A 20,745-nucleotide genomic window follows, 5' to 3' on the forward strand; every position below is an offset into this window, starting at 1 on the left:
GACAAAACTATTAGCTTTTATTGTAGATAATTGTAACTATGACATCGGTATCTCCTAAATTGTCGTTCGTTTCTATTACAAGTTTGGTTTTGGTTAGTTCCTGTATGCGCATTTCATTCCTTGAATCGAAACGTATCACGTTGTTGTCAATGAGTTCATATCGGTCCTCTTCAATATTCGTGAACTCTGTGTCTTCTTGACAAGCCAGACCATTATCGTTAATACTATAATCTCCTTTTTCTCCGGCCGCCCGTGCCGTAAAAAAAGTGAGGTTATCTTTGATGCATTGCCTAATTTCTTGGGTATTGAACAGGTCTATATTTACAGTTCCATCGCCATTGATGTCAACGGCTCTATCTGTCATTATCGATTGATATTCCCATTGTCCCAATAAGGTCTCTGCCCGCTCCGACTCGGATACATCGTCATTTTTTTTACATGATGAAAAACCGAGTACAATTCCAACCAGAAGAATGCTACAAATTGGTTTCATAATAGCAAAATTTAATAGGATTTTCATAAAGATAATATTTTCATTAACTATTTTTCATGAGTGACGACATAACTAATAACGTTTAACATAGGTCAATCGTATTTCTGAAAACTTGAGCGATGGAAAGATAAATGCATACGGGCGATTTTTCTTCGCCCGTATGTGTTTATGTGCGGTTTCGAGGATGTTCAAAAACCTGAAACGGAGGGGCCCCGAATGCGGACCAGCGTAGCGTGTCCGCTCGGGAAGTACTGGAGTGAAAGGATTTTGAACTTCCGCAGGAACATGGAAAATAATCCATAGAATTCTTTTGAATTAATGCTAAAATCCCTGCGTGGACATACTTCAAGGAATTTTACCGCCTAGACCAAAGAAGTCCGTTCCCTAAAATATTTGTTTTAAGGGACTGACAGTATAGAAACCCTTTTGCAACACAGTTGCATGTATTTCTTGCTATCTTTGCAAAGTGAAAACAATCGCATTCATACTATCCATCTACTTTTTGGCACTTAACTTTGTGCCTTGTAGCGATAGTGCAAACGCGCTTGATGAAACTCAAAAGGTTTCGGTTAGCGACTTCAATGGCGATCACGACCAGGAGTGCGAGTTATGTTCCCCTTTCTGTCAATGCCATTGTTGCCATGTTCACACGGTGGATTTTGGTCTCGCCAACTTCAAACCCTTTCTACCTTCAGTTAGCCAAAAAATATTTGCCCATTTCGATAGTCTTGGCAAAGATATTTCACACTCTCTTCTACAGCCCCCACGGGCATAATTAAGTTTCCATAGGATAACTATATCCTTTTTTGAAGCTTTCGTTTCGATAACTATCGGATTCACGGAAGAACACACCTATTTTTTTTAACTGAATTAACGCTGTAATCCATGATTAATAGAATCATTGATTTTTCAATCAATAACAAACTTATAATCGGGCTATTTACCCTGCTCATTGTTGGCTGGGGTATCTACTCGCTCAATCAAATACCCATTGATGCGGTACCCGATATTACCAACAATCAGGTACAGGTAATTACGACTTCCCAGAACCTTGCAGCTCAGGAAGTCGAGCAGTTCATTACCTACCCTGTGGAACTCGCAATGGCCAATATTCCCGGAGTGGTGGAAATCCGTTCCATATCCCGTTTTGGACTTTCCGTTGTTACCGTGGTCTTTGAGGAAGATATGGGAACTTATCTTCCGAGGCAACTCGTCAACGAAAAATTAAAAGAGGCCGAGGAAAACATCGGTTCCGATTTGGGAACGCCTTCCATCGGGCCCATTTCAACGGGGCTTGGAGAAATCTATCAGTACACCCTAGAGGTTGAATCGGGCTATGAATCCCAGTACGATGCCGTCAAGTTACGAAGCATACAGGACTGGATTGTAAAACGTCAATTAAGTATGACTCCCGGTGTAGTCGAAATCAGTAGTTGGGGAGGCTATATCAAGCAGTATGAAGTTGCCATTGACCCTTCTGTACTCAACTCTTACAACCTCACTTTACCAGAAGTGTTCAATGCCCTAGAACAGAATAATGCCAATACGGGAGGAAGCTATATTGAAAAAGGACCCGAGCTTTTTTACATACGTAGCAAAGGATTGGTAAAGGATTTTGACGATATACGCCAGACCGTAATTACGAATAGGAACGGTGTCCCACTTACAGTAGGGCAAATCGGGAAAGTGGGAGTTGGCAAAGCACCAAGATACGGAGCGGCAACCAAGGATGGAAAAGGCGAAACAGTTATAGGTATAGTAATGATGCTGAAGGATGCCAACTCTGCCGAGGTCATTACCCGAGTAAAGGAAAACGTTGCAAAAATCCAGCAGACCCTGCCGGAAGGTATAACGATTAAACCCTTTCTCGACCGTACCCGCCTAGTGGAGAAAACGACATCCACCATTTCAGAAAATTTGATAATCGGTGGACTTATCGTGATATTCTTCTTGGTATTTCTATTGGGAACGTGGCGTTCAGGACTTATCGTGGCATCCGTAATCCCACTTTCGATGTTGTTCGCCTTGGGGATGATGAACACCTTCGGCGTTTCGGCCAACCTAATGAGTCTGGGGGCCATCGATTTTGGGATTATCGTAGATGGAGCGGTCATTATCATCGAAGCAATGGTCGTCCTTATAGTGGCAAGGCTTGCCACGCTCAAAAATCTATCCAAAGAGGAACGCAAATCCGAGGTAAACAAACTAGCTTTCAAATCATCCTCCCAGATGATGAACGCTGCCATTTTTGGTCAGATTATAATTCTGATTGTCTTTATTCCTATCCTAACACTTACGGGCATCGAAGGGAAGATGTTCCGCCCAATGGCACTAGTATTCGGATTCGCCATCATAGGGGCGATGATATTATGCCTGACCTACGTTCCGATGATTGCCGCCAGCCTATTGTATTCCAAAAAATTGGATAAAAAAACGTGGGGCGACAAATTCATGGGATGGTTGGAAAGTAAGTACCGCCCTGTTTTGGATTGGGCATTGACCGCTAAAAAACTTGTGGTCATGGGTGCAGTTTTTCTTTTGGCGATTGCCCTTTTCATATTCTCGACATTGGGCGGAGAGTTTATCCCAAAACTGGATGAAGGGGATTTTGCATTGGAAACCCGTATGGCACCAGGTACTTCCCTTTCCGAAATGACCAGAAATATGACCAAACTGGAAGCTATTCTATTGGAAGAATTTCCAGAGGTCGAAACAGTTGTTACGAAAATTGGAGCAGGAGAAATCCCTACCGACCCAATGCCCATAGAAGGTGCTGATATTATGGTAAGCCTTAAAAATAAGAATGAATGGGTGTCGGCGGAGAGTAAGCAAGAATTGGCGGAACAGATGGAGGAAGCCCTGTCCGTACTTCCGGGCGTGGATGTAGAATTTTCCCAGCCTATCGAAATGCGTTTCAATGAACTGATGACGGGAGTGAAACAGGATATCGCTGTAAAAATTTACGGGGAGGATTTGGACTTGTTACAGGAAAAAGGAAACCAAGCTGCCGAGATTATAAGGGGCATTACAGGTGCCGCCGATGTTCGTGTGGAACAGGTCGTTGGCCTACCACAAATCGTTATCGATTACCAACGTGGCCGAATGGCAGAGTATGGACTTACTATTCGCGAACTCAACCAGATTGTAAGCACCGCTTTCGCAGGGGCAACCACCGGCAAGGTTTTTGAGGGCGAAAGAAGGTTCGACCTAACGGTTCGGCTGCAAGAAAAATCCCGTGATGGCATTGCCTCCATTAAGAACCTATACGTACCACTTGCAAACGGGCAAAAAATTCCGCTCAAGGAAGTGGCCAATATTAGTTTTGAGGATGCCCCTGCCCAGATTTCGCGTGATGATACAAGCCGTCGTATTGTTATCGGGGTCAACGTGGGTAATAGGGACACACAATCATTGGTTGAGGAAATGCAGAATACGATACAACAACAATTAGACCTCCCACCAGGCTATTCGGTTACCTATGGCGGAGAGTTCGAGAACTTGCAACGGGCTAAAAAACGCCTTGCATTGGTCGTTCCCTTAGCGCTGGTGCTCATTTTTGTTATCCTGTTCATCAGCCTTCGCTCTTTGAAGCAGTCGCTACTAATCTACACCGCCATTCCCTTTGCTGCGGTCGGTGGCGTATTCGCACTTTGGTTGCGGGGGATGCCGTTCAGTATTTCCGCAGGTGTGGGCTTTATTGCCCTGTTCGGAGTAGCGGTGCTAAACGGTCTAGTATTGATAAGCAGTTTGAACGAACTGAAAGCGGACGGAGTAAATGACCTAAAGACCCGAATCAGAAAAGCGACCAAATCGCGATTACGTCCTATTTTTTTAACCGCCGTAACCGATATCGTTGGTTTTCTACCTATGGCACTTTCCGGTTCTTCGGGGGCTGAAGTACAAAGACCTCTGGCAACGGTAGTCATTGGCGGACTGTTTACCGCCACGCTGCTTACCCTAATCGTATTACCAGTTCTGTACAGCTGGTTTGAAAAACCCAAAAAGATGAAAATAAACCCAGCAATAGCAACGGTCTTGGTGTTTTTGGTTTTCTCGTTTTCCGTGAAAGCGCAGACCCCAAACGATAGTAATGGAATTTCCTTGACCCAACTTCAAGAACGGGCGATGGGTAACAATCCATTGCTTAAGGCAGATAGCTTGAATATCTATAAAAACAGGAAATTGCAAGGAACGGCCTTCAATCCGTCGAATACAAATTTTTTCTATTCAGAGGAAGAGGTGCCTGGCAACGGTGTCAACCAGTCCAATCTAGGAAGCGGAATCAATAGCTATGGCATTGGCCAGAAATTCGATTTCCCTACCACCTATATCCAACGTTCACAATTATTGAAACAGCGTACAAAAGTTGCCGAAAAAAGTTATCGATTGCAACAAAACGAACTGGAAAAACAGGTGGCTAAGGCCTATTACAAATGGGTCAACGGGTGGCAGAAAGTTATGTTCTATAATCAACTGGACAGTCTGTATGCCAATTTTGAGATGGCGGCCAAACTTCGATATGAGACAGGCGAGACAACTAAATTGGAACAGTTGAACGCCAGTAGCAAACGAAAGCAAGTCGAACTGAAACTGAAGGAATCCATGGTTCTTTTCAATTCCGCAGTTTTGGAACTGGAACAGTTGACGGCCTCGGAAATCTCTGATAGGGATTATCCTTTAGCTATACAACATATGCCTATTTTGAATTCCGAGAACGAAGAAGCCCTCAACGACGACAATGCCTTCCTTTCCTATCGGAACGAGTTGGTAAAACTGGCCGAGGAAGAAACCGATGTCCAACAGTCGCAATGGTTACCTGATATCAACCTGCAATATTCGTTACAGTCCGTTGACGGTACAAGTGGATTTTATGGTTTTCAGGCGGGAATCAGCGTTCCAATACTATTCAATTCTCAGAAGGCAAATGTACAAGCCTTGAAAATCGATAAGATGCGTCAAGAGGAATTGTTGAAAAGCGAAAGAATGACCATAAACAAAAGCCTAGCAACGGCCACAGCAAATTATGACCAATGGTTGCAACAAGTAGCCTATTATAAGGAAACTGGACTACCAATGAGCGAGGAACTACTAAGCGGAGCTTCGCTTTCCTTCCGAGTGGGCGGTATTGATTATATCGAATACATCCAGAGTCTTTCCGAGGCAACCAATATAAAAACCAATTGGTTCGGTGCCCTGCTCAATTACAACCTGTCGGTGGTAGAACTCGAATACTTAACTGCAAAAAAGTAAAAAATTAGCTCATCATGGGCATTAAAAATATATACAAATGAAAGATTTATCAAAAATAGCGGTCTTGGGATTTGCGGTAATTTCGTTGACCGCCTGTAAGGAGAATCAGAACGATTCTGCTGAAATAATGGCAGAAAATGCTCAAGAAGAACATCACGAAGAAGGACATATTAGCCTAACGCAATCACAGGCGGAAGATGCCGGACTTGCCTATGGCACCTTTGCTCAGGAGGAAATCAAAGTACCTATCGAGGCCAACGGAAGTATAGAGCTCCCGCCCAACAATATGGCTTCCATTTCTTCCCTTTTGAATGGATTTGTGGTCAAAATCAATTTCTTGGAGGGCGACGTGGTCAAAAAAGGCCAAGTATTGGTGGAATTGAAAGACCCTGCCTATGTAAAAATGCAACAAGAATATTTGAGCGTGTACGGTCGCCTTAATTACTTGGAGCAGGAACTGGAACGCCAACAGATTTTAAACGACGCCGATGTCGGTGCAAAGAAAAACTTGCAACAGGCACAGTCCGAGTTCTCTGCTAAAAAGTCGGAATTGGCGGTATTAAAAGAGCAATTGAATTACGCTGGGATAAGCGCAAGCGCAATAGAAAAGGGTAAGATTCAGAACCGTGTTTATTTGAGGGCACCATTTGGGGGTACCGTCACATCGGTTTCAGCCCATAACGGCCAGAAAGTGATGTCGGGACAGGAAATAATGCAGGTCATCAACAGGGAACATATGCACTTGGAGCTTCAACTATTCCAAAAGGATATTCCCAAGGTCAAGAAGGGACAAAAGGTACAGTTTACTATTCCGGCATTTGAAGAAAGCCCAGTATTTGAAGGCGAGGTTTCCTTGGTAGGTAGAAACCTAGATATGGATTCTAAAACCATTAGGGTACACGCCCATTTCGAGGAAAATGATTGGTTGATACCAGGCTTGTACACAGAAGCAAGGATTATGCAGGATAGCAAAAAGACACGGGTACTACCAACGTCGGCAATAGTCTCGGACAAAGGAACTTCCTACTTCTTTGTCAAAACCGAAACTGAAGGAGATGAAATCAATTATGAAAAAGTCGCTTTTGAGCCGGGCATCAAATCGGACGACTATGTTCAAATAAAAAAGTATGATAAAATACAGGACACTACAGCAATTGTTTTAAATGGTGCGTTTACCTTAAAGGCGGTAATGAACAAATCCGAAGGTGGGCACGAGGACTAAAATATACTTAAAATTATGACTGAAATAGAAAAAACATTAGAGAACAAGGATGTACGCCCTACGGCAATGCGCATCTTGATTTATAAGTATATGGCCGAAAAGGAAATCGCAATCGCCCTTACCGATATTGAGAACGCCTTTGCAAAAGCGGAACGCACCACTTTGTACCGTACCCTTAAAACTTTCGAGGAAAACGGCATTGTGCACCAAATAGACGATGGCACGGGAATTTCAAAATTTGCGCTTTGCGAGGCGGGCTGTAATTGTGATATAGAACAAGATTTACACCTGCATTTTCATTGTAGCAACTGCAATGAGACGGTCTGTCTAACCGAGCATAAAATTCCACATATCAACCTTCCTGACGGTTACGTTGCGGAGGATGCAAACTTGGTTTTGAAAGGAATCTGTGATAAATGCAGCGGGCAATAAATGCACTTCTGTTGCATCAAACAAATTTGGAAATTGCACTTATGAAAAAGAAAAAAGTAAACTTACGGGATATCGATACGCAAAAACATTCTGGAGAACACAGGCACGATGATGGCCATAACCATAGTAGCCCTGAACAGCTATCCAATTTAAAGACCTATCTACCTGCCCTTTTCAGTTTTGTGATGCTTATAGCAGGTATTGCCGTTGATTATTTCGATGTGTTACCATTATTTAAAGGTTGGATTCGTGTTGTATGGTATACGGTAGCTTATATTCCAGTTGGTCTTCCTGTAATAAAGGAAGGTTGGAACAGTATCAGGAACGGCGATTTCTTTACGGAATTTTTGTTGATGTCCATTGCCACTTTGGGAGCTTTTGCGATAGGCGAATACCCAGAGGGCGTTGCCGTTATGCTGTTCTATGCCGTTGGCGAATTGTTTCAGGCAGCAGCTGTAAAAAGTTCCAAAGAGAATATAAAGGCACTATTGGATGTGCGCCCTAACGAAGCAATTGTTTTCCGCAACAACGATTTTATTTCTGTAAGTCCTGAAACTGTTGCGATTGGGGAGAAAATTCAGGTACGTGTGGGCGAGAAAGTGCCACTTGACGGTATACTGCTTTCTGAGAAAGGCTCTTTTAATACCGCTGCCCTAACGGGCGAGAGTAAACCTGATACCATTGCAAAGGATGATAAAGTATTTGCAGGTAGTATCAATCTCGATGGTGTTATCGAAATTGAGACCATCAAAGAGTTTAAGGACAGTTCCATTGCACGTATTCTTGATATGGTACAGAATGCGACCGCAAGGAAATCAAAGACGGAATTATTTATTAGGAAGTTCGCAAGGATTTATACGCCAATCGTTGTCTTTCTCGCTATCGCTCTGACGTTTCTGCCCTATTTCTTTGTAGATGATTACGTATTTCGCAATTGGCTGTACAGAGCTTTGATATTTCTCGTGATTTCCTGTCCCTGCGCTTTGGTCATTTCCATTCCTCTTGGCTATTTCGGTGGTCTGGGTGCGGCATCGCGCAACGGTATACTATTTAAGGGCGCATCCTTCTTGGATGCAATGACTAAAGTAACATCCGTGGTAATGGACAAAACTGGAACTGTAACTAAGGGGGTCTTTAAAATCAAGGAAGTGGCAAATAGTTCCGATTTCTCGGAAACGGAATTTATGAAATACTTGATGGCAATGGAAGAACAATCTACTCATCCCATTGCCAAAGCCATATTGGAACACAAAGCCAAGGGGGCAGATTTAGAGGCTACGAATGTTTCTGAAGTTGCAGGAAAGGGTTTAAAAGGTACGGTTAATGGTAAGACTGTTCTGGTAGGGAATAAAGCGTTGATGACCTCAAATAGTATCGAAGTTCCATCCACAACCAATGACATTGTAGAATCAATTGTAATAGTCGCCATTGATGGGAAATTCGCAGGCTACGTGACCATTGCCGATGAATTGAAGGAAGATGCGCATCAAGCCATAAAACAAATTAGGGAATCAAGAATTTCGGAAATCATTATGCTTTCTGGTGATAAGGATTCCATAACCCAACAGATAGCAAAGGATTTGAAAATCGATTGGGCGAAGGGTGGTCTATTACCTGAAGATAAACTAAACGAAGTCGAAAAACTAAAAAAGCAGCCCGATTCCAAAGTTGCTTTTATTGGCGATGGAATTAACGATGCTCCCGTTTTAGCTGCAAGTGATGTAGGGATTGCAATGGGAGGTCTTGGCAGCGATGTCGCAATCGAGACTGCTGATGTCATTATCCAGAACGACCAGCCTAGTAAGATTGCACGTGCTATTCAGATAGGTCGCTCAACAAGAAGTATCGTTTGGCAAAATATTGCCTTAGCTTTTGGAGTTAAAATCATAGTACTCATTTTGGGTGCGGGTGGTCTGGCTACAATGTGGGAAGCTGTTTTTGCCGATGTGGGTGTGGCGTTGTTAGCGATATTGAACGCGGTGCGGTTGCAGAAGATGAAGTGGGGATAGAGTCGAGGGAGCTTATGTTTTTAAACTTTTGTCATGCCTAATTACAACAACTTGAGCCTTCTTGAATAGGAGGACAGGCCACAGTGCCATATGAACAATAAACACAGCAATCGCCTTCTTTCGGTTTCAGCAAAGTTTTACAATTTTCGCATTCATAGAAAAACTGGCATGCTGTTGTGGGCATCTCCTCCTTGGCTTCATGACCACATTTGGGGCAGGTAATTGTTGATTCCAATTTTATCTCCATTACTTCACTATTTTGTATCCTGTTTTAAGAATAGCAGCTTCTATTTTTTCAAGGTCGACTTTAGTTTCATCATATTTTACGATTGTATTAGCCGCTTCATAATCTGCATTGACCTTTAGTATGCCGTCTAGTTTATTAACTTCACTTTCGATATGTGCTTCGCAGCCTTCACAGGTCATCCCTTCAATTATCACCTTGATTTCTTTAACGTTCGATTGCTCCACGTAAACGATTTGCTTACTTGAATCTGGTCTGGAATAAAAAATATGGGAGTAGGACGGAAATGCCAACATGGCCAAGGCAAATATTGTTATCAAAAACAAAAAACCCTTGGAATTTATAAATTTTGGTTTTTCATCGTCACATTCACAGTCAATTTCGGCTTCGGTTTTAGGTTTGAATTTTTGGTACCATGCAAAAGCTAGAACCAAAACAGTAAAACCGATTAAATAGGGCTTATAAGGTTCTATCCAAGAAAAAGTAGAGGCTAAACCCGTAGTTCCTGCTAATACCGCAAGTACAGGGGTTATGCAACATAAAGATGCAGCGAGAGCCGTTAGAACCGACGTTCCGATTAATTTTTTATCTCCAATCAAACCGCAATATTTTTGTTTTTCAATAAATCGAGAATTGGACTCAATGTCATCAACTTGTCCTTGTTAAGCGCATAAAAAATCGTCTGCGCTTCTTTTGTTGCGTAGACCAAATCTCTATCCTTTAGCTTTCTAAGGTGTTGTGAAATTGCAGATACATTCATTTGAAGTATATCACTCAAATCACAAACGCAGAGTCTTTTCTCCTTTTGGAGCAAAAAGAGAATTTGAAGCCGAACTTTGTTTCCTGCCAAGTTTAGAACTTCGGATACAAAACTTAATGAACTGTCCAACTCCTCGATTGAAGACCTACAGTCCATTATCTGTTTTGCGTCTGCTTCTAATCTTATACAAATCTGTTTTCCCATAAGATAAAGGTATGTATTTTAGTATTTGCTTAAATACAGGAATATGTTAAATTTTTAATTCTATAAAACTTCAGATTGATAGGCCTCGATTGGAAAGGAAGGTAACATTCCCATAAATCCTCTTTCTGGGACTAATGTTGTCTATTAGTATGATAATTTATACCTACTACTTTTAAGAATGAAATGCACAAAATAAAAAATAAGAGCGATTTGAGTTTAAATTCAAATCGCTACTTCCTCTACATGCCTTGCTGCGGCACGTTTTTAATTCCATTCTAATTGAAAAACCATCAACAAACATTTCGATAATACCTTCAATTAGATTAGCCAAAATTATTTTAACTATTAGGGTCTTGCCTAAAACATTCCACTAGCATTTTATATAGTTCAGGGTGCTTCTTCTTTAGTAAATCGGGACGTTCAAAAAAGTATTCAGAAGCAACGGCAAAAAACTCGGCCTCGTTGGTGCCGCCATATTTTCGGATATCCGATTGGTTGTCGTTTATGGCTTCCATTTCCTTATGAATCAATTTTAGCCAAGGAATCGCATATTGATGTGCCAACAACAAACGTTCTGGAACTCCGTCGGTCACATCGTCTATTTTATCTATTAGGTGTACAAATTCGTGAATACCAGTGTTGCTTTTATCGGTAGTATTGGCAAAGCCATGATACAAGGCTTTTTTTGATAGAATCATCTGTTTTTCGAATCTTCCATTACCGACAAGTCCTCCAATATTTCGTAATTGTCCTTTACTGTTAAATTCTAAATCTTCGTTGAAATGGTCCGGATATAAAAGTATCCCGCTTAGGTTGGTGTAATGCCATTCCTCAAAACCAAAAACTGGAATCACGGCGCTTGCGGCAATCAATATTTTATCGAGTTCCTGTAATTCCAGTTGTACTCCGTCAATGTAGACTTCACTTAAAAATTGCATCATTCTTTGTTGAAAAACTACCTGCTTACTCTCGGAAAGATTCCGGTAAAAGAGCACATGTTCCATCAGTAACGGATGCCAACGTTTTGGGAAGGGCTTTACCTTTTTCTTTCCTATTCTTGAAAAAAAATAAACGGCGAGTACAATAATGAGCGTAAGAATTATAGTGTATAACATAATTGAAAAATCAGTTTGCGAAGTTCTGCTAATTCGAACTCACACTTTCCGCCTCAAATCCAGTTTTTTGCAGGGTAGTTTTAATATCCTCTTCGGATGCTCCGTTACTCACCACCGTTAGGATTTTATCTGGATTATCGGTATCTACTTCCCACTTGTCAATCCCTTCTTGTTTGTTTAGAAAAGGTGTGACCTTAGATACACATCCACCACAATTGATATTTGTTTTAAATTTTAAAGTTTTCATCGTATTTAAATTTTTAATTAGTATTAAAGCTTTACTCCTTTTAACCGTAAGCTGTTAGCTACAACCGACACACTACTAAAAGCCATTGCAGCACCTGCGATCATTGGGTCCAATAAAAAACCATTTACGGGATACAGAACTCCTGCCGCAATTGGTATTCCAATGATATTATATATGAATGCCCAAAATAGATTCTGACGGATACCTAACACGGTTCTTTTTGAAAGTTCCAATGCTTTGGGAATCGATTGCAAATCTGACGTTATCAATGTCATTTTTGCGACATCCATTGCTATGTCTGAACCTTTACCCATTGCGATACTAACATTGGCTTGTGCTAAAGCGTGAGAATCATTGATACCATCGCCAACCATAGCTACTATCTTTCCTTCTGCTTGTAATTTTTCAACAAAAGCTGCTTTCTCTGAAGGCATTACTTCTCCTTGGTAATTTGTTATTCCTACTTCTTGTGCTACTGCTGCTGCAGTTTTATTATTGTCTCCTGTCAGCATATAGACCTCAATGCCCCTTCCTTGAAGGGTCGCTATCGCCTTTTTAGATGTTTCCTTTATTTTGTCTGCAATGGCGAGTATCGCAAGCACTTGTTCTTCATTACCAAAGAATATGACTGTTTTTGCTTGCTCTTCGAGACTTTCTGCCGTTTGCATTAAGGTAGCGTCGATTTGAATATTTTTATCAAGCATTAGCTTATGGTTTCCCACAAAATATTTTGACCCATTTTCTGCTTGGGCTTTCACGCCCATACCTGTAATACTTTCGAAGGAATCAATTTCAGATTGTTCAATATCTTCCTCTTTCAAAAGGTTAACAACTGCCTCCGCCAAAGGATGTTCTGATTGCGCTTCAATAGCTAAAAGAACTTTTTTATATTCCTTGTTATTTTTAAGTTTATCCTTCCAAAGTATGTCAGTAACTAAAGGTTTTCCCTCGGTAATTGTACCTGTTTTATCAAGAATGACCGCATCAACTTTATGACCGAGCTCTAAACTTTCGGCATCTTTTATAAGAATATTGTTTTCAGCTCCTTTGCCAATACCCACCATTATGGCAGTAGGTGTTGCCAACCCTAGCGCACAGGGGCAAGCAATTACCAACACTGCTACTGAGGTCAATAAAGCCTGCGAAAATGCATTCTCCCCTCCTGCTGACATCCAGACAATGAACGTAACAATGGAAATACCGAGTACTACTGGAACGAAAATACCCGCTATCTTGTCTACCAGTTTTTGAACGGGTGCCTTGCTTCCTTGTGCTTCCTGCACCATTTTAATGATTTGGGACAGCAAGGTTTCCCCTCCTACTTTCTCAGCGGTAAATTGAAAGCTCCCTTTTTGGTTTACCGTACCTGCAAATACTTTTCCACCATCTGATTTTTCCACGGGAACAGGTTCTCCGGTAATCATACTTTCATCTACATACGAACTCCCTTTGGAAACTTCCCCATCCACGGGAATCTTTTCTCCCGGGCGCACCAAAATGGTTTGGCCAACTTGCACGGACGAAATAGGGATTTCTTTTTCTTCCCCATTCTCAATCATTTTCAGTGTTTTGGGCTGCAATCCCATTAGTTTTTTAATGGCCGAAGAGGTATTGGATTTTGCCTTTTCTTCCAATAGTTTTCCCAAGGAAATAAAGGTTATGATTACCGTAGCCGCTTCATAATACACATGGGGTTCAATACCACGACTTAACCAGAATTCAGGAAAAAAAGTATTGAATACACTGAAGAGAAAAGCTATTCCTGTGCTTAAAGCTACTAGGGTATCCATATTCGCCTTCCCATATTTAGCTTGTTTATAAGCATTAATGAAAAAGCTACGACCGAACCAAAAGAGGACAGGAAAAGTTAAAACCAAGGATATCCATTTTCCAGGTTCCCATTGCATAAAAAACATTCCTAACACAAAAATTGGAAACGTAAGTATTGCCGACCAGATAGTACGCTTTTTTATATCCTGATAGTGCTTTTGTTGAAGTTCTTGTTGAACTTCCGAAGGGTCTTCAGCATCTATGATAATGTCATAGCCCACCTGACGTAAAGCGTTTTGCAATTTTTCTTCGGTAACGTTTTCATCATAATCTACGAGTACCGAGCTGCTCGCAAAATTAACACTAGCATTATTGACCCCTTCGGTATGAGACAGGATGGATTCAACACTTGACGCACAAGCAGCACAAGTCATTCCTGTAACAGGAAAGGATTTTTTAATTCCCTGTTTACGGTTCTTTTCTTTGCTTTCAAATATGCTAACTGTCTCCATAATCCTATTCTTATTTGTATACTACAAATTTCAGGATTAAAGGGCTTTAATATGTTACGTAATATGCTGAATGATTTGTAGAATTTTCAGATATAGCAGTAATTTTATCTAAAGACCATCCAAAGATTTACGATTTTTATCTATTGATTTTTTGAATATGGAAGGGGTCATTCCCGTAACTTTTTTGAATTGGTTGCTTAGATAGGCAACGCTGCTATAGTTCAGCTTAAAAGCGATTTCGCTCAAGGTAAGTTCGTCGTACACCAACAATTCTTTAATACGCTCAATCTTTTGGTTGATAATGAATTGTTCAAATGTGATGCTTTCAACGGAGGAGAAAAGGGAACTTAGATATTTATAATCAAGATGTAGTTTTTCGCTTGTATAATCTGCCCATTTAATATTTAATTCGTCTGATGAGTGATGGATTTTATCCACCACCATTGTTTTCATTTGTTCAATAAGCTGACTTTTTCGGTCGTTGATTAAACTGAAACCGGATTCCTGAAGTCCTATGGAAAATGATGATTTTTTCTTTAAAGCAAGAGCAGAAGGTAATTCCACTTCTCCTAATTTGATAGATATATAAGGGATTTCCAGCTCTTCCAAAATGTTGGTTACTGCTGTTATACATCTGGGACAGACCATATTTTTTATGTGGATGGTATTAGGCATTTCCTCTTCTTTTTTATTTTTAATATTACTAACGTATTTTAACACCGTTAAGAGCAAAGTATAAAACCAGCACTACAGCCATAAGAAATAACAATGCAATGGCTAGTATCCCTACCGTTTTATCTTTCTTGGTAATATCATTTTTGGAAGCTTTTTTACTTCTTTCATTCTTTCTCCTTATTCTACGATTATCACTCATGTTCATTAATTATTGTCATTTTACCATATACGAGTCCTATTACTTCCAGCTCTATTTGGACCGAGAGCTCATTTTAGTTCGATGGTTTAAAAATTGGTTTTCGATATGCTATTTTCCCAGATTACACCTATTTCACATTTCTATTTTCGGTAGACCGATTTCAAGTATGATTGACTGTAGTTATTTATGTTACAATCACATCATTCAAGAAAGAGCCATAATTATTGCCACTACTAGCATGTTGAAGACAAATAAAGCCATAATGGAAATGATGATATATAAACTATCCTTTTTGGTAAGAATGCCTTTTGATGTATTTACATTTATTTCCATCTTTTAAAATTTTTATCGTTCTCCCTCCCTACCTTCCAGTATTTTTTTGACTTTAACTAGATATTTTCTGGTTCTTAATTCTGGAAGTCCGTTACCTTACAAATGGTTTCTCACTAGACCAACAACCATTTATAATCAATTTTCATCCTTTTGTAGTTGAGAAATCATCGCATTCATCTCAGTAATCTCCTTGCGTTGTGCTTTAATGATTTCCTCTGCAAGTTTTTTAACATCTGGGTCTTTAATATCTGCGCGCTCACTTGTCAATATTGCTATTGAGTGGTGTGGTATCATCGCTTTCATCCAAAGTATGTCCCCAACAGTAGACTTCTGCTCGCGTACTAATCCCAATGCACCGAGAAACAATACGGCGCTCCCTACTAAAATGGCGATATTTTTCTTCTTATTTTTATACATATTGAGCATAAAAAGAAGCATTATTACAGCCATTGTAGAAATACCTAGACAAACCATATAAAATCTTGTAAGACTAAACCTTACGTGGTCAAACTCATACGTATTTAAATACATTGTAATATACATTGCTATAAATGATGCTCCTAACATTAAGAAAAACTTGGTGTATTGGCTCATTCCTTTATTGTCATTTTTATGTTCCATAGTAGTTGATTTTAGTGTTAATTATTTACGTTTATTTTTAATTATTTTTTTAACAGTAGGCGAACTTGTATACCAAAGTAAAAACCCGCTGAGAACTGTTATTAAGCCTAAAAGCGAAAAAGCTCTTAGAACTATTGTATTAAAATTGTCTCGCCCTTGATAGTCCATCGTATGCGTCATCCAGAGAAAGTCAAACCAGCGCCAATCGCGATGACGTACTGTTTGAAAGGCTCCATTCTTAATTGCCACGTAAGCTTTTAGATTTTCATCGGTTTTATATGAAATCTCATAAGCTGGCAAAGGTCTTCCGCGATATTCGTGATGATCACCTACCGTTTCAATCCTTTGTATTTGATCAAATTCTAAATTAGGCAACATATAACGCTCTGCTACTTTAATTGCCTCTTGTTCGGTAATTCCTTTCTTTTTTGTTCCTGTAATAGCATCGTATAGTTGTTCTTCATTTATCCAAAAATAAGGCGTGTTATTAATTTCTAATAGCTCTAAAGATTTTATATTTAGTTCATTTCCGAACTCAGATGTACCGAGCAAGTTCTTAAATGCAACTTGTTCAGGATTTTCTTTTTTAAATTGGTCGCCGTGTATCTCATCGATATCCGTCCAACTGAAATACATGCCGCTAATGGTCCACATCAAAAATTGAACACCTAAAAAGATTCCCAAATAGCGATGTGCTTTTCTAATTTTTAATGCCGTCTTTCTTTCAACCATTCTATTTTACTTCAAATGGAAATTCAACAACGACCTTCTCCCAACTTAAACCAATTGTTCCTGATGTACCGGTAGTTTTTATTATCTTATACTCTAAATGTTCCTGAATATCTCCGGATATTTTAGGAATTACTTTGAATCGTAATACATCATCTTTCTCATCATATTCATCTTTACCATGTTGATCCCAATTGGTATTGAAAATGATTGTCCATTCTTCCTCATTAGGGATTACAAAGAATCCGTATTTGCCAGCTTTCAATTCTTTTCCATCAATGCTTAAATCTTTGTTAGTTTCCATCCAAGTTGCCATATGTGCACCTGCCTGCCAAACAGCATCATATGGAAGTAATCCTCCAAATATGATTCTGTTGCGAACCCCCGGGGATGAATAATCTATATGAATGTGTGCACCACTAACCATAGCCATTGTACTGGTGTGGGGACTTAGTTTTTTCTTTTCAGTAGACACTTTCTCTGTCTTTATTTGATCTTCGTGGTTGGCTTCTGCCTTTTTCTTCTCTTCTTTACAGCTTGCTGCTAAAACGAATGCTAAAAGAATCAGTACTATTTTGTTGTTTTTCATCTGTTTTGATTTTATTGGTTATTTACTTTTAACATTTCTAGAAGAAGAATGGGTTTTAATAATTTTCCATTCACCGTTTATTTTCTTTAACACAGAGGTTGCAACACCTTTTTTATGTATTGTTCTCGCCTCTTTCCCATCTTTTGGTTTTAAAACTATTGTATAAACATATGTTTCAGTGGTAAAGGCATAGGGCGAGCTAACTTCCGTTTCTATGGTATAGTCGGAAAAATCAAATTTTTCAAAATGACCAAGTTCAGGTCCTAAATGATGCGCTATATAATTCTTATAAGTGCCTTCAACACCACCTTGTTCGAATACGTTGGAATCATCTGTAAAAAGATCAAATGTACCCTCCGCAGTCAGGTTGTGTAGCGCATCCTTGTATTTTTTTAGTATTAATACCACTGCTTCTTTCTCGGATGTAATGGTTTTTTCCTGTGCATTTCCACTTGCGAAAATCAGAATCGCAAAAAGGAGTAAAAAGAGTCTTTTAAAGTTTTTCATTTTATAATTTATCTATTGTTGTTGTTTTCATCTTATTGATGTTCCGAATAAAAGGATCATTAAAATCACCTCTAGTCTTACTATACGCTATATCATTTAAGTTTTCCATATTATTCTAGAAATTTAAACCTCTTAGAGAATAATGTATTAACCTATTTTTTTGGCTGTGTAATAACAATAGCTTCCAATTTTAGTGTTTGTATAGCTTGATTCTTCAACGTCTTCAAACCCTGCTTCAACCATGTAATCCGGTATAAGTCCTTTTACGTTGTCGGTAGTGGTCGCAAACCCATCAAGAATTTGTACCGAATAAAACAGTAATCTCATAAGTTTGGATTTGGGCTTTCCCCAATCCCCGATAATCAAATCTCCATCAGGTTTTAGCACTCTCTTGATTTCATTTAAACAAGAAATCTTTGTGTTCTTATCCAGCTGATGAAACACCAATGAGCTAAATACCTTATCATATGTATTATTCGGATATGGAAAAAGACCTCCCGCATAAAGATCAAGTTTGATAGCGATATCATTTTCAGCAAACTTCTTTTCCGCGATATATTTGACCTTCGGGTCAATATCCAAACCGCTATAATACGTGTTTCTATTTCGGTTATTGGCAATAATTAAATTCTGTCCTGTACCGAATCCAAACTCAAGAATTTGCTCGCCATCTTGGGGGTTTAGGAAATCAATCAAGTTATTTCTAAATTTCTTCTCCGGCATGGTAACCCTAATAGCCAGGTCATAAAACTTGGTCAACCAGTCATACCCCAAAGCGGGAATAAATTCTTTGTCCTTTTTATTTACCATGTTAATCGGTTTGGTAATTCATTTCCTATTTTAATTAATCGTTACTGATCTGTAAGACCAGTGCCCAGAGTACAATAGCTCCAATGATGATATAGAGCAAATAACTAAACCATTTCTTATGCTTAGGTCTCCCTTTCTTTTTCTCTCCACAATCTTTACAACAATCTTTCATGGGCTTATTTATCTTAATTGTGCCTGTCAAGGGAAGGGCATTAAACACTAACCATTAACTACATATTCCCTTCCCATAACAGGACTTTGACCATTAATACTATTGTCTGGACAGAAATGGGAAACACTAGATAATTAACCAAATAAAAAACACTCCCCAAGCCCGCCCAGAACTTTACCTTTGTATCTTAATTTCCTTTTTTATATTTATCACCAATCATAAAAATCAGCCATGGTAAAATTGTAAACTGTATTACCGGCGAAATCCCCACATCCACTACCGGTAGTAACGGCATTGTGTAAGCGTATGACCAATCGCCCCGAAGGGTATGTAAAACTTCTGCCAGTATGGCCCCAGAAAATCCGACAAACATTAAAAGCAATACTTTGTTCACATCCATACTTTTGATCCAAAACACGTTTTTATAAATCAGTCCGAATGCAAAAAGTAGAATAAATACCATCAACATGTCGGCGACAGATGCCAAAGCACAAAAGGAAATATGTTTTAAATCATATTCGAACCCTTCGTATAATGGGCCTTGCACCAGCTCCCATACAAAATTCAATACAAAAGACGTAACTGCCACTGCAAACACAAACCTCCTATATTCCCCTCTGTCTTTTACCCGTTTCGCAAAGTACAAATAGCCCAAAATGACCAAAGTCAACGCTATGGTAGGGACAACGAAAATACCGGGGCTTAATTCTTCCATTTATTTTCTACTTAGACTACTTTTTTAAGATCACTAAAATTGGCCTTCAATTCTTTGGTCAACACCAATTGCATATTACCTGAAAGGGAAGGGGTTAACCAACTAACCAAACTAAATCGCCCCTTCCCATAACAGGCTTTTATTATTCGATTACCTCCGTCACTTTTCCGCAACTGAGCATTTGGGCGCCGTAATAAGGATTACGGATATCCTCAATTGACGATAACCAATAGGCGCCCCCATTCAAGGCCATGGGACAAAAATCCTTATACAGTTTACCCGACGTTATTTTTCCTCTTAAAAGAGCTTCCATTTCAGTGCTCAGTTCTGAAAATGCTTTTCGCTGTACCTTTAAATTATCCGTAGTGGCTATCTTTTGTGATGCCGATAAAGCGGCATCGGCACCTTCAACTTTACCAAGTGCTTCGTTCAACATCTCCGCTCCCTTTTGGGCATCTCCCGGATTTGAACCGACCAGATCATTTTTTACGTGCTCATAATGTTCGTAGGCATTGGCCACATTTTCATTGCTGAACTCAAGTGGGGTTTGCTTCATTTCCATTTTGCTATGGTCATGGTTCAACTTTATCTTTTCCTGTGCGTAAGAAAAAGTAAGGGTCAGTAACAGTAGGGCTGTAACCCCGTTTTTCAAATTCCTCATTGTTATCCTTTTTAAAATATTTTTATAGACTGTCCTTTAATTTTGATACCCAATCCAAAACGATTTTCTTTTCGTTGTCCGAAAGTCTTGCATCCCTATGGATGAGGGTGTATGATTTAAGGGGCATTTCATCATCCTCGATTTGACTTATAATGGATTTTAACTTGCTATTCTTTCTTCGTGATGAATAGGAATCCCATTCATTAAAATTCAATTCTTCCTTGCCATGCTCCACATGGTCTTCCAAGTACCACGCAACCGGTTGTACCTTGTTGTACCAAGGATAGTCGGTATTGTTGCTGTGACAATCATAGCAGGATACCTGTAACTTTTTTTGAATGTTCTCTGGAACATTATTGACCAACATAAAATCGGTGGAAGGCACAGAATCACTTTGGTTGCGTTCTGTGGGAATAAATTGTATTCCCACAAACGCCACCAATAATACAAGGGCTATTTTTTTAACAACCTTCATT

Annotated in this window: 24 protein-coding genes; 5 read left to right on the plus strand and 19 right to left on the minus strand. The window is 39.6% G+C overall.

Features of this window, described 5'->3' with window-relative positions:
• Positions 1-10 precede the first annotated feature (10 nt).
• Positions 11-493: a hypothetical protein gene (locus AACZ49_RS05710; RefSeq protein WP_339652552.1), complete on the minus strand. Its 483-nt coding sequence runs from the start codon at positions 491-493 to the stop codon at positions 11-13.
• A gap of 466 nt (positions 494-959) precedes the next feature.
• Between AACZ49_RS05710 and AACZ49_RS05715 the strand changes: the two genes are divergently transcribed.
• The 5 genes from AACZ49_RS05715 (at position 960) to AACZ49_RS05735 (ending at position 9,406) form a co-directional block, all read left to right on the plus strand.
• The gene (locus tag AACZ49_RS05715) at positions 960-1,268 is read left to right on the plus strand and encodes a DUF6660 family protein (protein WP_339652554.1); all 309 of its coding nucleotides are present in this window, start codon (positions 960-962) and stop codon (positions 1,266-1,268) included.
• 110 nt (positions 1,269-1,378) lie between these two features.
• Positions 1,379-5,743: a CusA/CzcA family heavy metal efflux RND transporter gene (locus AACZ49_RS05720; RefSeq protein WP_339652556.1), complete on the plus strand. Its 4,365-nt coding sequence runs from the start codon at positions 1,379-1,381 to the stop codon at positions 5,741-5,743.
• A gap of 37 nt (positions 5,744-5,780) precedes the next feature.
• A complete protein-coding gene (locus AACZ49_RS05725; protein WP_339652558.1) occupies positions 5,781-6,965 on the plus strand; it encodes an efflux RND transporter periplasmic adaptor subunit in 1,185 nt (394 codons plus the stop codon).
• 15 nt (positions 6,966-6,980) lie between these two features.
• Entirely contained in the window at positions 6,981-7,397 is a 417-nt protein-coding gene (locus AACZ49_RS05730; RefSeq protein WP_339652559.1) for a transcriptional repressor, read from the plus strand.
• Positions 7,398-7,438: 41 nt separating this feature from the next.
• A complete protein-coding gene (locus AACZ49_RS05735) occupies positions 7,439-9,406 on the plus strand; it encodes a heavy metal translocating P-type ATPase (protein WP_339652722.1) in 1,968 nt (655 codons plus the stop codon).
• 37 nt (positions 9,407-9,443) lie between these two features.
• Here AACZ49_RS05735 and AACZ49_RS05740 read toward each other — a convergent pair whose 3' ends face one another.
• From AACZ49_RS05740 to AACZ49_RS05825, 18 genes are all read right to left on the minus strand, one after another.
• On the minus strand, positions 9,444-9,653 hold the full coding sequence (locus tag AACZ49_RS05740) for a GDCCVxC domain-containing (seleno)protein (RefSeq protein ID WP_339652560.1): 210 nt from the start codon (positions 9,651-9,653) through the stop codon (positions 9,444-9,446).
• Complete coding sequence (merTP, locus tag AACZ49_RS05745) at positions 9,653-10,249, minus strand: mercuric transport protein MerTP (RefSeq protein WP_339652563.1); 597 nt, start codon at positions 10,247-10,249, stop codon at positions 9,653-9,655. Before merTP ends, AACZ49_RS05740 begins: the two co-directional genes overlap by 1 nt.
• Positions 10,246-10,614 carry a metalloregulator ArsR/SmtB family transcription factor gene (locus AACZ49_RS05750; protein WP_339652566.1) on the minus strand — a complete coding sequence of 123 codons (369 nt, stop codon included), beginning with the start codon at positions 10,612-10,614 and terminating at the stop codon, positions 10,246-10,248. Before AACZ49_RS05750 ends, merTP begins: the two co-directional genes overlap by 4 nt.
• A 338-nt stretch (positions 10,615-10,952) precedes the next feature.
• Positions 10,953-11,729: a M90 family metallopeptidase gene (locus AACZ49_RS05755; protein WP_339652568.1), complete on the minus strand. Its 777-nt coding sequence runs from the start codon at positions 11,727-11,729 to the stop codon at positions 10,953-10,955.
• Positions 11,730-11,757: 28 nt separating this feature from the next.
• Positions 11,758-11,976 carry a heavy-metal-associated domain-containing protein gene (locus AACZ49_RS05760; protein WP_339652571.1) on the minus strand — a complete coding sequence of 73 codons (219 nt, stop codon included), beginning with the start codon at positions 11,974-11,976 and terminating at the stop codon, positions 11,758-11,760.
• Positions 11,977-11,999: 23 nt separating this feature from the next.
• On the minus strand, positions 12,000-14,258 hold the full coding sequence (locus AACZ49_RS05765) for a heavy metal translocating P-type ATPase (protein WP_339652574.1): 2,259 nt from the start codon (positions 14,256-14,258) through the stop codon (positions 12,000-12,002).
• A 108-nt stretch (positions 14,259-14,366) separates the two neighbouring features.
• Positions 14,367-14,933: an AraC family transcriptional regulator gene (locus tag AACZ49_RS05770; RefSeq protein ID WP_339652577.1), complete on the minus strand. Its 567-nt coding sequence runs from the start codon at positions 14,931-14,933 to the stop codon at positions 14,367-14,369.
• Positions 14,934-14,961: 28 nt separating this feature from the next.
• Positions 14,962-15,132 (minus strand): hypothetical protein, encoded by a 171-nt coding sequence (locus AACZ49_RS05775; protein WP_339652580.1) that lies wholly within the window; start codon positions 15,130-15,132, stop codon positions 14,962-14,964.
• A gap of 204 nt (positions 15,133-15,336) precedes the next feature.
• Positions 15,337-15,465 carry a hypothetical protein gene (locus AACZ49_RS05780; protein WP_339652581.1) on the minus strand — a complete coding sequence of 43 codons (129 nt, stop codon included), beginning with the start codon at positions 15,463-15,465 and terminating at the stop codon, positions 15,337-15,339.
• A 135-nt stretch (positions 15,466-15,600) separates the two neighbouring features.
• A complete protein-coding gene (locus AACZ49_RS05785) occupies positions 15,601-16,086 on the minus strand; it encodes a DUF305 domain-containing protein (RefSeq protein WP_339652582.1) in 486 nt (161 codons plus the stop codon).
• 21 nt (positions 16,087-16,107) lie between these two features.
• Positions 16,108-16,818 (minus strand): PepSY domain-containing protein, encoded by a 711-nt coding sequence (locus tag AACZ49_RS05790; protein ID WP_339652583.1) that lies wholly within the window; start codon positions 16,816-16,818, stop codon positions 16,108-16,110.
• A gap of 1 nt (position 16,819) precedes the next feature.
• On the minus strand, positions 16,820-17,404 hold the full coding sequence (locus tag AACZ49_RS05795; protein WP_339652584.1) for a DUF2911 domain-containing protein: 585 nt from the start codon (positions 17,402-17,404) through the stop codon (positions 16,820-16,822).
• An 18-nt stretch (positions 17,405-17,422) separates the two neighbouring features.
• Positions 17,423-17,911, minus strand: coding sequence for a nuclear transport factor 2 family protein (locus AACZ49_RS05800; protein ID WP_339652585.1), 489 nt, complete (start codon positions 17,909-17,911; stop codon positions 17,423-17,425).
• A 147-nt stretch (positions 17,912-18,058) separates the two neighbouring features.
• Positions 18,059-18,721: a class I SAM-dependent methyltransferase gene (locus AACZ49_RS05805; RefSeq protein ID WP_339652587.1), complete on the minus strand. Its 663-nt coding sequence runs from the start codon at positions 18,719-18,721 to the stop codon at positions 18,059-18,061.
• 34 nt (positions 18,722-18,755) lie between these two features.
• Positions 18,756-18,893 (minus strand): hypothetical protein, encoded by a 138-nt coding sequence (locus AACZ49_RS05810; protein ID WP_339652589.1) that lies wholly within the window; start codon positions 18,891-18,893, stop codon positions 18,756-18,758.
• Positions 18,894-19,080: 187 nt separating this feature from the next.
• Entirely contained in the window at positions 19,081-19,608 is a 528-nt protein-coding gene (locus tag AACZ49_RS05815) for a hypothetical protein (protein WP_339652590.1), read from the minus strand.
• A 142-nt stretch (positions 19,609-19,750) separates the two neighbouring features.
• Complete coding sequence (locus AACZ49_RS05820; RefSeq protein WP_099543566.1) at positions 19,751-20,269, minus strand: DUF3347 domain-containing protein; 519 nt, start codon at positions 20,267-20,269, stop codon at positions 19,751-19,753.
• A 22-nt stretch (positions 20,270-20,291) separates the two neighbouring features.
• Positions 20,292-20,744 carry a heme-binding domain-containing protein gene (locus tag AACZ49_RS05825; protein ID WP_339652591.1) on the minus strand — a complete coding sequence of 151 codons (453 nt, stop codon included), beginning with the start codon at positions 20,742-20,744 and terminating at the stop codon, positions 20,292-20,294.
• Position 20,745: the final 1 nt, after the last annotated feature.

Source organism: uncultured Maribacter sp. (genome assembly GCF_963975365.1).
Taxonomy (GTDB): domain Bacteria; phylum Bacteroidota; class Bacteroidia; order Flavobacteriales; family Flavobacteriaceae; genus Maribacter.